This window comes from Burkholderia sp. Bp8984, assembly GCF_003853755.1.
Taxonomy (GTDB): Bacteria; Pseudomonadota; Gammaproteobacteria; order Burkholderiales; family Burkholderiaceae; genus Burkholderia.
Map to the genome: position 1 here is coordinate 1 of NZ_QTQN01000113.1, position 428 is coordinate 428.

Annotated in this window: 1 protein-coding gene; it reads left to right on the forward strand. The window is 63.3% G+C overall.

Features of this window, described 5'->3' with window-relative positions; translation table 11 throughout:
* On the forward strand, positions 1–428 hold a 428-nt coding region (locus tag DID98_RS35575), incomplete at both ends, for a 4Fe-4S dicluster domain-containing protein (RefSeq protein ID WP_185640938.1).

Here is a 428-nt window from a genome sequence, read left to right on the forward strand (position 1 = left end):
ATGGCGAAGGGGCTGTACCTCGGCACGCTGATGGTCGGGCTGGAACAGAAGGTGATGGGCGGCAACGTGCCGTGGACGCTGCACCACAAGCATGCGGACCACGAGATGCTGAAGCCGGCGTCGCAATGCACGCCGATCGAGTATCCGAAGCCGGACGGCAAGCTGACGTTCGACCGGCTGTCGTCGGTGTTCATCTCGAACACGAACCATGAAGAGAACCAGCCGGCGCACCTGACCTTGAAGGACGCGAGCGTGCCGGTGAACGTGAACCTGCGCACGTACGCGGGGCCGGAGGCACGCTTCTGCCCGGCGGCGGTGTACGAGTTCGTGAAGAACGACGACGGCAGCGATCGCCTCGTGATCAACGCGCAGAACTGCGTGCACTGCAAGACCTGCGACATCAAGGACCCGACGCAGAACATCGTGTG